The 14,586-nt window shown below is 29.4% G+C and carries 11 protein-coding genes; 9 read left to right on the top strand and 2 right to left on the bottom strand.

Features of this window, described 5'->3' with window-relative positions; translation table 11 throughout:
- Window positions 1–500: 500 nt before the first annotated feature.
- The 6 genes from KQI30_RS05825 to KQI30_RS05800 all read left to right on the top strand — a co-directional run bounded on the left by KQI30_RS05825 (window position 501) and on the right by KQI30_RS05800 (window position 9,970).
- Complete coding sequence (locus KQI30_RS05825; RefSeq protein ID WP_216462318.1) at window positions 501–1,484, top strand: AAA family ATPase; 984 nt, start codon at window positions 501–503, stop codon at window positions 1,482–1,484.
- Between the two features lie 3 nt (window positions 1,485–1,487).
- Window positions 1,488–2,372: a DUF58 domain-containing protein gene (locus KQI30_RS05820; RefSeq protein WP_216462317.1), complete on the top strand. Its 885-nt coding sequence runs from the start codon at window positions 1,488–1,490 to the stop codon at window positions 2,370–2,372.
- 21 nt (window positions 2,373–2,393) lie between these two features.
- The gene (locus KQI30_RS05815; RefSeq protein ID WP_216462316.1) at window positions 2,394–4,190 is read left to right on the top strand and encodes a vWA domain-containing protein; all 1,797 of its coding nucleotides are present in this window, start codon (window positions 2,394–2,396) and stop codon (window positions 4,188–4,190) included.
- A gap of 13 nt (window positions 4,191–4,203) precedes the next feature.
- Window positions 4,204–6,945 (top strand): VWA domain-containing protein, encoded by a 2,742-nt coding sequence (locus tag KQI30_RS05810; protein ID WP_367397835.1) that lies wholly within the window; start codon window positions 4,204–4,206, stop codon window positions 6,943–6,945.
- A 342-nt stretch (window positions 6,946–7,287) separates the two neighbouring features.
- The gene (locus KQI30_RS05805; RefSeq protein ID WP_216462315.1) at window positions 7,288–7,992 is read left to right on the top strand and encodes a response regulator transcription factor; all 705 of its coding nucleotides are present in this window, start codon (window positions 7,288–7,290) and stop codon (window positions 7,990–7,992) included.
- Window positions 7,982–9,970, top strand: coding sequence for a sensor histidine kinase (locus tag KQI30_RS05800; RefSeq protein WP_216462314.1), 1,989 nt, complete (start codon window positions 7,982–7,984; stop codon window positions 9,968–9,970). The genes KQI30_RS05805 and KQI30_RS05800 overlap by 11 nt, the downstream gene beginning before the upstream one ends.
- A gap of 295 nt (window positions 9,971–10,265) precedes the next feature.
- Here the strand turns inward: KQI30_RS05800 and pdxT are convergent, their stop codons facing one another.
- Window positions 10,266–10,901 (bottom strand): pyridoxal 5'-phosphate synthase glutaminase subunit PdxT, encoded by a 636-nt coding sequence (pdxT, locus tag KQI30_RS05795; RefSeq protein WP_216462313.1) that lies wholly within the window; start codon window positions 10,899–10,901, stop codon window positions 10,266–10,268.
- A gap of 1 nt (window position 10,902) precedes the next feature.
- Complete coding sequence (pdxS, locus tag KQI30_RS05790) at window positions 10,903–11,772, bottom strand: pyridoxal 5'-phosphate synthase lyase subunit PdxS (RefSeq protein WP_216462311.1); 870 nt, start codon at window positions 11,770–11,772, stop codon at window positions 10,903–10,905.
- Window positions 11,773–12,062: 290 nt separating this feature from the next.
- Between pdxS and KQI30_RS05785 the strand changes: the two genes are divergently transcribed.
- The 3 genes from KQI30_RS05785 (at window position 12,063) to KQI30_RS05775 (ending at window position 14,585) form a co-directional block, all read left to right on the top strand.
- Window positions 12,063–13,322 carry a cytochrome P450 gene (locus KQI30_RS05785; protein WP_216462310.1) on the top strand — a complete coding sequence of 420 codons (1,260 nt, stop codon included), beginning with the start codon at window positions 12,063–12,065 and terminating at the stop codon, window positions 13,320–13,322.
- Between the two features lie 213 nt (window positions 13,323–13,535).
- The gene (locus KQI30_RS05780) at window positions 13,536–13,883 is read left to right on the top strand and encodes a PepSY domain-containing protein (RefSeq protein ID WP_216462309.1); all 348 of its coding nucleotides are present in this window, start codon (window positions 13,536–13,538) and stop codon (window positions 13,881–13,883) included.
- A 33-nt stretch (window positions 13,884–13,916) separates the two neighbouring features.
- The gene (locus KQI30_RS05775; RefSeq protein ID WP_216462308.1) at window positions 13,917–14,585 is read left to right on the top strand and encodes a response regulator transcription factor; all 669 of its coding nucleotides are present in this window, start codon (window positions 13,917–13,919) and stop codon (window positions 14,583–14,585) included.
- Window position 14,586 lies beyond the last annotated feature (1 nt).

Raw genomic sequence — 14,586 nt, 5'->3', positions numbered from 1 at the left:
TCGTTTTGTTCATATAAAAATCTCCTTATGATAAAAAGATATTTTATCATAAGGATCATCCTATTATATACCGGAATATATTTCCTAGCTCTTGTTTTTTCTAAAGTTGACGACATTGAGTGCACAGTGCACAGTGAAGGATGAAATTCCTTTGGGGAATTTCTTAGAATTTAAGAGCTGAGTTTGTGGTATAGAGTGGTTTGGTTTTCTTAAGGGAGTTATATTTATTGCAAGGTCATTACAGGGGGCTAATGAAGCTTTGCTTTCATGTAGCTTGAACTAAGAATCCATGATTAGTGAAAAACAACACTTAAGTATAACAGTTTTATATACGCACTAAACACCCATATTAACCATAATTGTGAAATGAAAATTGATTGAATTGCCTGAATTGAGAATTGTCTAAATTGAGTATATAATATTTTCCCCACAGGGGGAAATTAACCATAATTGCGAAATGTGAATTGATTGAAATGTGAATTGAAATAGGAGTGATATTTATGAAGATAAATGAGGATATGATAAGGGAGATTGCAGGTAGGTTGCAACAGTGTGAGGATGAGATTGGGAAAGGTATAATTGGTCAAAGGGAAATAGTAAGACAAGTTTTGATTGCTATATTTTCTGGTGGGAATGTTTTATTAGAGGGTATGCCGGGGCTTGGTAAAACTCAATTAGTAAGAACAATAGCAAGAGTATTAAATTTAGATTTCTCAAGGATTCAATTTACACCAGATCTTATGCCTGCTGATGTTGTGGGAACTAATGTTGTTTCTAAGGAGAATGATAGAACGGAGTTTAAGTTTGAAAAAGGTCCAGTGTTTACAAATCTTTTATTAGCTGATGAGATAAATAGAGCAACGCCAAAGACACAGTCAGCTTTATTAGAAGCAATGGGTGAAAAATCTGTAACAGTAGGTAAGACAACTTATAGTTTACCAAAGCCGTTTATGGTGCTGGCAACACAAAATCCAGTGGAGCAAGAGGGAACATATCCATTACCAGAAGCTCAACTTGATAGATTTCAATTTAAGGTAAAGGTTGAATTTCCTACTTTAGATGAATTAAAAGAAATTATGGATTTAACTCTTTCAAATGAAGAGGTAGAAATAAAGCCTATTATAGATGGAGAAGAAATAATAAAACTTAGAGAGATAATAAGAGAAGTTCCTATGGCTGATGCTGTTAAAGAATATGCTTTAAAGGTAATTTTAGCTACACATCCAGAACTTCCAGAAGGCCATGAGGTGGCAAAAAAATATATTGAAGTAGGGGCAAGTCCTAGAGCGGCACAAGGTTTATTTGGTGGTGCAAAGGTAAGAGCAATTATGGAAGGTAGATATAATGTATCTTTTGAAGATATTCAGGTTATGGCATATCCAATATTAAGACATAGAATTGCTATAAATTTTGATGGTATAACTGATGGAGTAACTGAAGAAGATTTAATAAAGAAAATTTTAGATGATTTAAAGGTTGTGTAAGCAATGAAAGAAAATATTTTTGATAAAGACTTTTTTACAAAGTTAAATAAGATAAATATGGCTTTAAATTTTAGATTATCTAATGGAACTCAAGGTGGAAGAAAGTCTAAAGCTAAAGGTGTGTCAGTAGAATTTTCTGATTTTAGAGAATATGCTCCTGGTGATGATTTTAGAAGAATAGATTGGAATGCTTATGGAAGATTAGATAAATTATTTGTTAAAGTTTTTATGGAAGAGAGAGAAGGTGTTTTTAATTTTTTCCTAGATAAAAGTAAGTCTATGGATCAAGGTGATGATAATAAAGGAGAAATGGCTTTAAAGATAGTGGCATCTTTAGGATATATAACAATAAATAATTTAGATAGAATTATTGTAAGTGGATTAGAAGATGGCAATATTGTAGATCTAGGAAGTGGAACAGGAAAAAGAACATTTCAAAAACTTTTAAGAGATTTAAATAATATTGAATTTAATGGAGCTACTAATTTAGGTGAAAGTATACGAAAAAGAAAAATCACTGGTAGAGGGGTATCTATTGTAATATCAGATTTTTTAAATAATGGTGGTTTAGAAAATTTAGAAGAGGGATTGAAGTATTTAGCTTTTAAAAAACAACAAATAATATTAGTACAAGTATTAAGTAAAGAAGATATGGAGCCTAATATCGATGAAGAAGTTACTTTAATAGATAGTGAAACAAGAGAAGAAGTAAAGATGACTTTAAACTATAAGGTTATAGAAGAATATAAAAAAGCACTAAAAACTTATAATAACAACCTTAAAAATATGGCTAAGAAATATGGAGCTAAGATTGTATTTGTAAGATCTGACGAATCTTTAGAAAAAGTTATTTTAGATAAATTTACAAGAAATAATGTAGTTGTGTAACATGCTAGAAAGGAGGAGAAGATGACCATTGGTACATTATGGCCACTAATTTTATTAATATTAGTGCCACTAGTAATAGCTCTTTATATATTAAAGAGAAAGTATAAGGAAAAAGAAGTTTCTTCATTGCTTTTATGGCAAGAAGTTTATAAAAATACTCATGCCAGTACTCCATGGGAAAAATTAAGAAAAAATATTATGCTACCACTGCAACTTATAATAATTTTGCTTATTATTTTGGCACTTATGAAACTACATTTAAATATTGGTGGAAGTACATATAAAAATGTCATTGTAGTAATGGATACTACAGGTAGTATGGCTATGAATTATAAAGGTAAATCAAGGCTTGAAAATGGTAAAGAACTTATTAAAGATTATATTTCTTCTAGTAGTGATGATACAAGGGCATATATTATTTCTTATGATGGTAATGAGAATTTATTATTAAATGATAATAGTGATAAAAGTACAATTTATAATACCATAGATAATATAAAACAAAGTTATAGCACCGGGGATGTTTCTTCAGTTATGTCTTTTGTAAAAGCAATTAAAAACGGTATTGGTGAAGAAAGTGAAGTTATAGTTGTCACTGATAAAGAAGTATCATTTGGAGAAGTAAAAGGTAAGGTTATCGCCGTTGGAAATGAAGGGGAAAATGCTTCTATTGATAATATAGCTCATAAATATAGTGATGGAAATCTAAAAGTAATTGCAACTGTTACAAATAGGGGCATTAATGATTATAGTGGTGATTTTACTTTATATAGTGATGATAATATGGTAGAGGTTAAGAATGTAGAGTTAGGTTCTGGTGAAAAAGTAGTTCTTAATTTTAATCTAGAAAATTATAATGGAACACTATTAAAAGGTGAATTATCTAAAAAAGATGATTTAGAAGAAGATAATGTATTTTATGATATAGTAAGAGATACTGAAAATAAAAAGATATTATTAGTTACTGAAGAAAATATATTTTTAGAAAAAAGTTTTTCAGCATTACAGAATATAGAATTATTTAAAACTAATGATTTTAGCAATATAAGTGATGATGATAAATATGATTTATATATTTTTGATAATGTAACACCGGACAAGTTGCCTACTACAGGTAATATATTATTTGTTAATCCTAAATCAAATGAGTTTTTTAATGTAATAGGTGGTGGAGAGGTTAAGGAAGCAAAAGTTATTGAGGGACAAGTTTCTAAATATATTAATGATCTTCAATTTACATTATCAAAATTTAATGGGATTGAGGTACCTTACTATGGTAAAGCTTTTTTGGAAGTGGATAATACAGCAGTAGGATTTTATGGAGAAAAGGACAATAGAGGTATTGCAGCATTATCTTTCGATATTCATAACTCAGATGTGGCACTTAAAAAACAATTTCCTATATTAATTTATGAGTTAGGTGAAAAGTTAATAAGTAATGGAATAACTAGTAAATCTAATTATAAAAGTGGTGAAGAGATAGAACTTAAGGCAAGTAATTTAGCAAAGGAATTAAAAGTTCAGTATCCAGGTGAAAAATCTAAGGTATTACAATTAAATGAAAAGATAAATTCTAAGTATAACCTTGGTATTTATAATATAGAAGAGGTTTTAGAAAATGATAGTAGCAATGAAGTTATAGCTGTAAATTTTCCTTCAGATGAGGAGAGTAATGCTAATGTAGAGTATTTAGGTGAGATAGGTGAAAGTGGCAATATTGAGTCATTAAGAAAAGGTGTTAACCTAGATTTTATTTTAATTATTTTAGCTTTAGGTGTGATATCAACAGAATGGATATTTTACTTAAAAGGAAATTAGGGAGGAAAATGTTGTGAAGTTTGAGATAATGATGCCATGGGCTCTTATATTAATACCTATTGCTATAGCCTTCATATATTTTTCTCTTAGAAAATATAAAGGAGTAAGGAATAGAGATTATTTTGTTATAGTATCAAGAGTGTTAGTAATGATGCTTTTAATATTATCATTATCAGATATAACTATTAGCTTAAAAGGGAAAAATACTGTGACAATATTTTTACTAGATACTTCGGAAAGTATGGCTTCTTTTAAGGAAGAGGGAGTGAAATTTATAAATAAGTCATTGCAAGAGATGCCAAAGAATAATAAAGCAGGTGTTGTAGTTTTTGGTGGTAATAGTGCAGTGGACAAGGTTATTGATAATGATAAAAAGTATTTAGAAGTAAATAATACGCCAATAAAAACAGCTACTAATATTGAAAATGCAATAAGTAGTGCTATGAGTTTATTTCCAAGTGGAGCTTCAAAAAGAATTGTACTCATTAGTGATGGTGAAGAAAATCAAGGTGAGGTTGTAAAAGATATATCATTAATAAAGGAGCAGGATATAGATTTCAGGACATATAAGGTTTCAAATGAAAAAGGAAATGAGGTTTATGTAGATAATGTAAAGGTGCCTGATAATATTGCTATAGGAGAAGAATTTTCAGTAGTAATTACTTTAGAATCAAATGTAAAAACTTCTGCAAATTTAGTTTTATTTTCAGGTAGAGATAAAAAAGCTGAACAAAGGGTTGAAGTTCAAAAAGGAAAAAATACTTTTGTATTTAAGGATGTTCAAACATCGGGTGGATTTAAGGGATATAGAGTATTGATAGAGCCTGAGGATGATACTTCTACTGTGAATAATGAATATACTTGTTTTACAAATGTAACGGCGCCGGCAAAAATATTATTAATAGAAGGAAAATCTGGTGATGGAGCTGGAGCTATTAATGTGTTAAAGGCGGCTAATAGTGACATGAAGGTAATAACTTCATCAGCAGCACCACGAGATTTAAATGAATTATTAGAATATAAAACTATAGTATTATGTAATGTACATAGCGATGATTTAAATAGTGGTTTTATGAATAATATTGAAAGCTATGTTAAAGATTACGGTGGTGGTGTAGTAACATTTGGAGGCGAGGATTCTTATGCTTTAGGTGGGTATAAGGATACTGCGTTGGAAAAGATTTTGCCTGTAGATATGGACAAAAAGGGCAAAAATGAGATACCTCAGATTAGCTTAAGTTTGATCATAGATAAATCAGGAAGTATGAGTTCTGGAGATGGATCAACTAGTAAGCTTACATTAGCAATAGAAGCGGCACTAAAGGCTGTAGATAATTTACGTGATACTGATGAAATATCTGTTATTGCTTTTGATGACGGATTTAGTTATGTTGTGAAGCCACAAAAAGTTCAAGATAAAGATAAGATAAAAGAAAAGATATCAGGTATTACTATAGGTGGGGGAACTTCCATATATCCTCCATTAAAAGATGCAATAGAAAAGCAAATTGAATCTTCAGCAAAAATAAAGCACACAATATTATTAACAGATGGAGAAGATGGTTTTCCTGAGAGTAGTTATGATGATGTAATATCTAAGATAAATGAAAATAATATAACATTATCTACTGTTTCAGTAGGAACAGATGCCAATGGCACTCTTCTTGAGAATCTAGCTAAGAAGGGAAAGGGTAGAAGTTATCATACAGATATTTTTACTGATATTCCAAGAATATTTGCAAAAGAAATCTTAATAAGTACTGGCGAGTATATAATTAATGAAGAATTTACACCTAAGGTGGTTAGTAGTCACGAGATAACAAGAGGGTTAATTAATGATGGGTTGCCATCAGTACTTGGTTATATAGGAACATCGAAAAAGGACAAGGCTATTGAAATATTACGGACTAAAGAAGATGAACCACTTTTAGCAGTATATCAATATGGACTTGGTAAAACAGTAAGTTGGACTTCTGATATTAATGGTCAGTGGAGTAAAAATTATTTATCATGGAAAAATGGAGCACAACTTATAAAAAATATGATATATTGGACAATTCCAGAGTACGGTGATGGTGGTAATGTTAATGTAACAGTAAGTGGAGATGAAGCAGTAATTGATTTTTATAGTGATGATGTGAAAAAAGGTAGTAAATTAAATGGACATTATAACTCAGAAGAAGGAGAAGAAGGTAAGTTCGAATTATCTGAAGTTGAACCAGGAAGGTATCAAGGAAAAGTAAATATTAATGATCTTGGATTCTATAACTTTAATATAAGAGAAGAAAATGATGGCAAGATAGTTAATAGTTATAATGGTGCTTTTTCTATGCAGTATTCTGAGGAATTTAAGTTTAATGATAATAGTGGGAATATTGATATATTAGTAAATGAGGTTAATGGTAAATTTATAAATAAGGCTTCAGAGGTTTTTACAGGTAAAGAAAAAGTAGCATATAAAAAAATACAGCTTAAAAATATTTGTTTATTAATAGCTATATTATTATTTTTCTTTGATATTGTTTATAGGAGATTAAATTTAGATTATAGAAAATTATTAGCAAAAATTCCGATAAAAAAGGTGAAGACTTTTTATGAAAAAAGAAAAGATAAAAAAGTTGTAGTAGTGGAAAAGAAAGTTTACAGTGAAATAATTATAGAAAAAAAGAAAAAAGTGAAGAATAAAAAGGCTAATAAGGAAAAAGAAGTTTTAGATACATCAGCATTATTGAAAAAGAAGGAAAAAAGAGAATAAAAACATGTAAAGGGGCTGTCGCATTAACGATTAAATTTCGTGAGCGGGAGCCCTTTTTGCTTTACAAGAGTTAGGTAATAAGTAAGAGGGAAATTAACATTCATTATTACTTCTTCACTTTCACTCTAAAAAGGGAACTTAGTCACAATGTTCTTAGGCGTATATAGGTTTAGATAAATATATGAAGCTATTATACTTAAGTGTTGTTATAGAAATCAGCGTAAGTATCTTTAGAAAATCTTTAGAATTATCTAAGCTATTCTTTAATAAATAAATGATAATATGTATGTAATTTGTAGATATTATGTAAGATATTGTATAATTTATATGGGGGAAGAAAGGATGGGATGCAGTATGTACAATATCTTAATTGTGGAGGATGACAAATCAATATCAGAGGCAATAGAAATATATTTAAAAAATCAAGGATACAATGTGTTTAAAGCTGGAGATGGAATAGAAGCTCTAGAAAGAATTTTATTAACAGAAATTCACTTGGCAATTGTGGATATAATGATGCCTAAGATGAATGGAACAGAGCTAATTATTAAGATTAGAGAAAAGTATGATTTTCCAGTGATAATACTTTCTGCTAAATCAGAAGAGTTAGATAAAATTATGGGATTAAATATAGGCGCTGATGATTATGTTACAAAACCATTTCAACCAATGGAATTAATGGCTAGGGTAAATTCACAACTTAGGAGATATTTTAGATATTCATTAACAAATAAAGCAGACTTAAACGAAAAAATATTCACTGTTGGAGGTCTAGAACTTAATGATGATAAAAAGACAGTAAATGTTGATGGAGAAACGATAAAGATGACACCTAGTGAGTTTAAAATTCTTAGACTACTAATAAAAAATCCAGGAAGAGTATATTCAACAGATGAAATTTACGAAAGAATCTGGAATGAGAAGGCGGTTAATACAGATACGATAATGGTTCATATAAGGAATATAAGGGAAAAGATAGAGATAAATCCCAAAAAACCGAGGTATATAAAAGTAGTATGGGGGGTAGGGTATAAAATTGAAGGTTGATAAAAAAACTATAATTGTAAATACAATAATATTATCTATATTATTAATACTATCAGTAATAATAGTAAGGGTGTATTCCAAGGATTATATGAACAATCATATTCATGAGGGTTATAAAAATTATGGGTTTGTGAATAAGTTATGTACAAATAGTTATGTATTATATAATACTGTAATAGATGATAGTATAGATGATGAGGTCAAGAAAAGTTATAAGTTTAAAACGTGGCAGTCAAGATTAGAAAATTATTCAGATAATTTAGAATATGCCATTTTTAATGGCAAAGGAGAATTAGTAAAAAAATATGCTAGTTCGGATATTGAGACATTGATAAAAAGTTCTAGAAAAGAAGAAATACGAGAAATATATGATTTCTTTATTATTTTATCTTTTGATAAGAATGGGAATATTGAAATAGAAGATTGTAAGGGAGTAGATAAGAGAGAAATAAGTAGTTTATTATTGAAGGCAGATAAAAAATTATCAGGAGATATAAAAATCAATAAGGTTAACGATGTAAAAGTGGTATATGCTATATCATACCAATCACTATTAAACAATAAAGGAAATATAGATACAACTGTAACTACTATAGATCCAAATATGTTATTTTTATGGATTGCTATTGCAGGAATAGTGTTATTTGATTTATTGATATCATATAAGTATATGAATGAAATAATATTTACAAAAATTATATATAGAATACCTATAGAGATTAGTATATTATTAAGTACCATTGCATCATTATACATAATTGATACTATTAAGAAAATAACTGATGGAAGCTTTGTAATAGAAATCAAATATATAAAAAGTGAGGACATAATTAACACTGATATTTGTAATATATTAAGGTGTTTTGTGATATATTTAATGTTTTTTGTTATTGTATCAGCGATTTGTGAGGTCATGAGAAAAGACAATTTGGAAGGTATAAAAAATAAGTCTTTAATTTATAAATTTTTCAAATGGTCATTAAGAATAGATTTTAAGGAGCCAGTTACATATAGATTATTAATTTTAATAGTAATTAATTTTATGATTATGTTGTTAGTGACTATTAATATATGGACAGCGATAGTAATATCTATTACGTATTCTATAATATTATTTTGTATTGCAAAAAAGTATTTAGATGATGTTAAGGAAAAGTATAATAGAATACTTACTACAACGGAAGAAATATCAAGAGGGAATTTAGATGTTGAAATAGATGAAGAATTAGGAATATTTGAGCCAATAAAGAAAGAAATTCAGAATATAAAAGTAGGATTTAAGAGAGCTGTAGAAGAAGAGACTAAAAGCCAAGTGATGAAAACAGAACTTATAAGTAATGTGTCTCATGATTTAAAGACTCCATTAACATCAATTATAAGTTATATAGATTTATTAAAAAATGAAGATATTACAGAGGAACAACGTAAAAAATATATTAAAACTCTAGAAGTAAAATCGAATAGATTGAAAGTGTTAATAGAAGATTTATTTGATATGAGCAAGGCTAATAGTGGAAATATTAAATTAGATATAGTAAATGTAGATATAATAGATTTAATTAAGCAAATTTTAATAGAGTTAGACGATAAAATAAAAGAATCTGCATTAATAATAAGAAAAAACTTTCCAGAAGGTAGAGTTGTATTAAAGTTAGATAGTCAGTATACATTTAGAGTGTTTGAGAATCTAATGATTAATGTTACTAAATATGCTATGAGAAATTCTAGAGTGTATATTGATATATTTAATAATATTGACAATGTAGATATAACTCTAAAAAACATGTCCGCAGAAGAGATAGATTTTGATGGAGATTATATAACTGAAAGATTTGTACGAGGAGATAAATCACGGAATACAGAAGGAAGTGGTTTGGGACTAGCCATAGCTAAAACATTTATTGAACTCCAAGGTGGGAAAATGATAATAACAATAGATGGAGATTTATTTAAAGTAAATATTAATTTTCCAAAGTAAATAAGGGCAGGGCAAGTAGTGAAGAGGTAAGAGTGAATAGTGAATAGTTAAGGTTAATTTTCCCCTGTGGGGAAAATATTATAAGTCCTGCGGACAGCTCGTGTGTTCTAGGTAAGCAATGAAAATTTACATTTTCATATGGCGTATATTTTTATACATTAAATATATATAATACTCCTTATATAATATTGTAATTTTTTCATATACAAAACTATTATACTTAAGCGTTGTTATCAAACCATAAAACATCAACCAAATCTCTATTACCTGTGCCATGTGCCTTCTTACTTATTCACTAATATTGTGCCATGCATCTGTGCCCAGATACAATTTCCTCGATAAAATATTTATGAAATCTTGTATCTGGTGTTAGTTCAGGATGAAATGATGTGGCTATCATATTTCCTTCTTTAATTCCCACAATATGTTTATCTAATTTGATAATCCAGTTGTCATTAGCAAAGTGCATTCCATCAGAGTCGTCTAAAAAATTATTTGTTATATTTAGTGAACTAATATATGGCGCTCTTATAAAAACTAAATCTAGAGGTTGTTCACCTAAAATATCTAAATGAACTGGTTTAGAAAAGCTATCTATTTGAGTACCGTAAGCATTTCTTTTAACTGTAATATCCATAAGTGAAAGGTGAGGTGAATCAGCTCCATCAATATCTTTAGCTAAAAGAATCATACCAGCACAAGTACCCCATATAGGAAGTCCATTTATAATTTTTTCTCTTAAAACCTCTTTTAACCCAGTAACCCTTAATAATCTTCCCATTGTAGTACTTTCACCACCAGGAAGAATAATACCATCTATCCCATCTAAATCTTCTTTTTTTCTAACTTCTACAGCTTGGTATCCTAATGACTTTATATGATCAATATGTTCTTTAAAGCCACCTTGAAGAGCTAAAACACCAATTTTCATATTACCAACCTCTTTCAGCGTATTTTGAAGCAACTTCTTCAGAGTTTATACCACTCATTGGTTCTCCTAAATCTTCTGATAACTCTGCAAGTTTTACAGGATCATTGTAGTAAGTAGTTGCTAAAACTATAGCTTTTGCTCTTTTTTCAGGGTTACCAGATTTAAATATTCCTGAACCTACGAAGACTCCTTCACTTCCAAGTTGCATCATTAATGCAGCATCAGCAGGAGTTGCTATTCCACCAGCTGCAAAGTTAACTACAGGTAGTTTTCCGTTTTCCCATACATATTCTATTAAGTGATATGGAGCATTAAACTCTTTTGCTAAAGTCATTAATTCTTCTTTTGGAGCATTTTGAACTCTTCTTATATCATCTTGCATTGTTCTTTGATGAGTTACCGCTTGAACAACATCGCCAGTACCAGCTTCACCTTTAGTTCTTATCATAGAAGCACCTTCACCGATTCTTCTAAGAGCTTCACCAAGATTTCTTGCTCCACAAACAAATGGTACTTTAAAAGCTGTTTTATCAACGTGATAAGCATTATCTGCTGGAGTTAATACCTCACTTTCATCAATATAATCTATTCCTAAAGCTTCTAATATTTGTGCTTCAACAAAATGTCCTATTCTTACTTTCGCCATTACTGGTATTGAAACAGCTTCTTGAATTTCTTTTATCATTTTAGGATCAGACATTCTAGCTACTCCACCTTGTTTTCTAATGTCAGAAGGAACCCTTTCAAGTGCCATTACAGCACAAGCTCCAGCTTTTTCTGCAATTTTAGCTTCTTCGGCATTAGTAACATCCATGATTACTCCGCCCTTAAGCATTTGTGCTAAGTTTTTATTTAATTCATTTCTACTCATATTTTTCAACCCCCAATATTATACATGCTATTTCTTGAAGTTATGTTATTATATGTTGAGATAATAAGCAAATGTATGGATACAATGTAATAGATTAAGTATTGAAAATGTAGCACTTGTAATAAATAAAAATAAAAATAAAATCTGACATACTAATTAAGGTAATAGTACCCTATAAGGGAAAAATAGAGAAGAGTTATTTTTATCTCAAATTATATAACTGAATCTTATTAAAAAATTCAAGACATTAAATATATTTCTAAATTATGTAGAAAGGAGAATGAAAATATATGCAAACTAAGAAACATGTTCAACATGACAGAGGTCTAGATAATACTATGAATCTATTGAATGAGGGATACATGTTCATTAAAAACAGAGTTGAACAATATAAGTCTGATATATTTGAAACTCACTTACTTGGGCAAAAAGTAATTTGTATGACTGGAGAAGAGGCTGCAAAAATTTTTTATGATCCAGAATTATTTTATCGAAATGGTGCTACACCAAAACGAGTACAAAAAACATTATTTGGTGTTGGCGCTATTCAGTCTATGGATGGTGAAGCACATATACATAGGAAGAATTTATTTATGTCATTAATGGATCCATCACATCAGGATCAACTTGCTAAGCTTACAATGGATAGGTTACAAGATTCTGTTAAGGGGTGGGAAAATAAAGAACAGATTGTTCTTTTCGATGAAGTAAGTGAAATCTTGTGCAGAGTAGCATGCCAATGGGCTGGAGTTCCTTTAAAAGAAGATGAGGTAAAAGAGAGGGCAGAAGACTTTACTTCAATGGTAGATGCTTTCGGTGCAGTTGGACCTCGGCATTGGAAGGGAAGAAGAGCGAGAACTAGAGCGGAAGAGTGGGTTAAAGGAATCATAGAAGATGTACGATCTGGGAAAATTAAGGCTGAAGAAGGCTCAGCACTTTATGCTATGGCTTTTTATAGAGATATTGATAAAAATTATCTAGATAGCCATATGGCTGGTGTTGAACTTATAAATGTACTACGTCCTATTGTTGCTATTTCAACATTTATTGTCTTTGAAGCATTAGCACTACATGAGTATCCAAAGGCCAAAGATAATTTATTATCAGGAGATGAGAATGAGCTTAAAATGTTTGTACAGGAAGTTAGACGCTACTATCCATTCACTCCTCTTTTAGGAGCGAGGGTTAAAAAGGATTTTGTTTGGAATAAATGTGAATTTAAAGAAGGAATGCTTGTACTACTTGATGTTTATGGTATTAACCATGACCCGAGAATATGGAATAATCCTGATAAATTTTGCCCTAAGCGTTTTAAAGAACGAAAGGAAAACCTATTTGATTTTATACCTCAAGGTGGAAGTAATCCTGAAAAAGGACACAGGTGTCCAGGAGAAGGAATTACTATTGAAATCATGAAAGCTAGTCTAGATTTTCTTGTTAATAAGATTGAGTATGATGTTCCAAATCAGAATTTAAGTTATAGCATGCAAAAAATGCCCATTCTCCCTGAAAGCAAATTTATAATGAGTAATATTAGAAGTGTATCATAAGTAAGTGAGGTTATAGCCTTAACTATAGGGATTATCTTGGTTAAGGCTATTTTTGTATGGAAAAGTAACGTATTATAAGCAATAATGAAATATAAGTTAAATACGTGAGAGTAAAATTAAAAAATTTTAATTTTGCTCTCATTTTTATTTCATGAAAGATAAAAATTTATATTATATAATTTTTATTATCAATTAGGAGAAGGGAAAAATAAAATGTATAAATATTTTAGAATAGCAAGAGAAAAAATAAAAGAAAATAAAAGAAAATTAATAAAAAGAGGTTCAATATTAATAGCTATAGTAGCTGGAGTAGGTATTGCAGGATTTGTAACTGTATACAGCATAGCCAAATCTAATATTAATTATACAGTGGAAGAAGCAAAAGTAATGGCACTTCAAGCAGTTCAAGGAGAAATAGTAAAAATTAATAAAAGATTAGATTTAGATAATTTTAGTTTTGAGTATAATTTTAAAGTGAGAGATACAAATAATATGCTGATGGAGGTTAATGTAGATTCTAAACTAGGTGTTATTACAGATTTAGATAGCTATTATGATTAAAATTCAAATGTGAATTATAAAGGAGTAATCACTGTGAAAAACATATTAATTGTTGAAGATGAACCAAATATTTCTGACTTTTTAAAAGGAGAATTAGAATATGAAAGATATAATGTTTGTATTAAAGAAGATGGAAGGGAAGGTTTAGAAGAAGCCTTAAAGAATGAATATGATCTTATAATACTAGATGTTATTTTGCCTTCTATGAATGGATTTGAAATATGTAGAAGGTTAAAAAGAGAAAAGCAGTCTCCTGTAATAATGCTTAGTGCGAAGGACAGTGTAATGGATAAGGTTAATGGTCTTCAAATAGGAGCAGATGATTATATAGCAAAACCATTTGCAATAGAAGAATTACTTGCACGTATTGAAGTAGTATTTAGAAGGCAAGATAAATTTAATAATTATATAGTAAGGTTTAAGGATATTATAATTAATAAAAGTTCTAGGGTTGTTGAAAAAGATGGTAATGAGATAAATTTAACTAATAAAGAGTATGAATTATTAATGATATTAATAGATAATAAGGATAAGGTAGTTACTAGAGAAGAACTATTAGAAAAAATATGGGGATATGGATATGAATCAGAAACTAATGTTACAGATGTATATATTAGATATTTAAGAGCAAAGTTAAGTAATGAAAACAAGGAAGAATATATACAAACAGTCAGATCAGTTGGTTATATTATGAGGAGTTAAT

The organism is Clostridium bornimense (assembly GCF_018917145.1).
GTDB classification, from domain to species: Bacteria; Bacillota; Clostridia; order Clostridiales; family Clostridiaceae; genus Clostridium_AN; species Clostridium_AN bornimense_A.
Note: the sequence above shows the minus strand (reverse complement) of the source record. Positions and strands in the feature narration are given on the sequence as shown.

What these genes read in the sequence shown, in the direction of transcription:
- KQI30_RS05780 (WP_216462309.1), top strand. Translation starts at nt 13,536, where the DNA reads ATGTATAAATATTTTAGAATAGCAAGAGAAAAAATAAAAGAAAATAAA.
- pdxS (WP_216462311.1), bottom strand. Translation starts at nt 11,772, where the DNA reads ATGAGTAGAAATGAATTAAATAAAAACTTAGCACAAATGCTTAAGGGC.
- KQI30_RS05820 (WP_216462317.1), top strand. Translation starts at nt 1,488, where the DNA reads ATGAAAGAAAATATTTTTGATAAAGACTTTTTTACAAAGTTAAATAAG.
- KQI30_RS05805 (WP_216462315.1), top strand. Translation starts at nt 7,288, where the DNA reads ATGGGATGCAGTATGTACAATATCTTAATTGTGGAGGATGACAAATCA.
- KQI30_RS05815 (WP_216462316.1), top strand. Translation starts at nt 2,394, where the DNA reads ATGACCATTGGTACATTATGGCCACTAATTTTATTAATATTAGTGCCA.
- KQI30_RS05785 (WP_216462310.1), top strand. Translation starts at nt 12,063, where the DNA reads ATGCAAACTAAGAAACATGTTCAACATGACAGAGGTCTAGATAATACT.
- pdxT (WP_216462313.1), bottom strand. Translation starts at nt 10,901, where the DNA reads ATGAAAATTGGTGTTTTAGCTCTTCAAGGTGGCTTTAAAGAACATATT.
- KQI30_RS05825 (WP_216462318.1), top strand. Translation starts at nt 501, where the DNA reads ATGAAGATAAATGAGGATATGATAAGGGAGATTGCAGGTAGGTTGCAA.